The organism is Oleiphilus sp. HI0079 (assembly GCF_001635105.1).
In genome coordinates, this window is the sequence record NZ_LWFT01000469.1 from 1 (window position 1) to 304 (window position 304).

1 pseudogene is annotated in these 304 nt (G+C 43.8%); it reads right to left on the bottom strand.

Annotation, left to right across the window (positions count from 1 at the left end):
- A pseudogene (locus tag A3750_RS06165) lies at positions 1 to 274 on the bottom strand (guanosine-3',5'-bis(diphosphate) 3'-diphosphatase); the annotation flags it as partial.
- Positions 275 to 304: the final 30 nt, after the last annotated feature.

Below are 304 nucleotides of genomic sequence, written 5' to 3' on the forward strand. Positions count from 1 at the left end.
CTTTAAATCTAAATGGCAGGGGCTTGTAGAGTGCGTGTAGCGCACCAAGAATACGGTAACAGTCATCTTCCGAGTCGGAGATAATCCGAAAAGCATACACATCCATAATCTCGTGGAATGAGCGATGCTTGTACTTCATTTTTTGGTAAATACTGTAGAGATGCTTTTCTCGGCCAACAACCGTTCCGTTTAGGTTACGTTTATTGAGTTGCTTTTCAATGCGTCCTTGAATCTCGTCCAGAATCTCGTTGTGATTGCCGCGAAGTTTTTTCACCGCTTTGCGAATGTATTTCGAACGCATCGG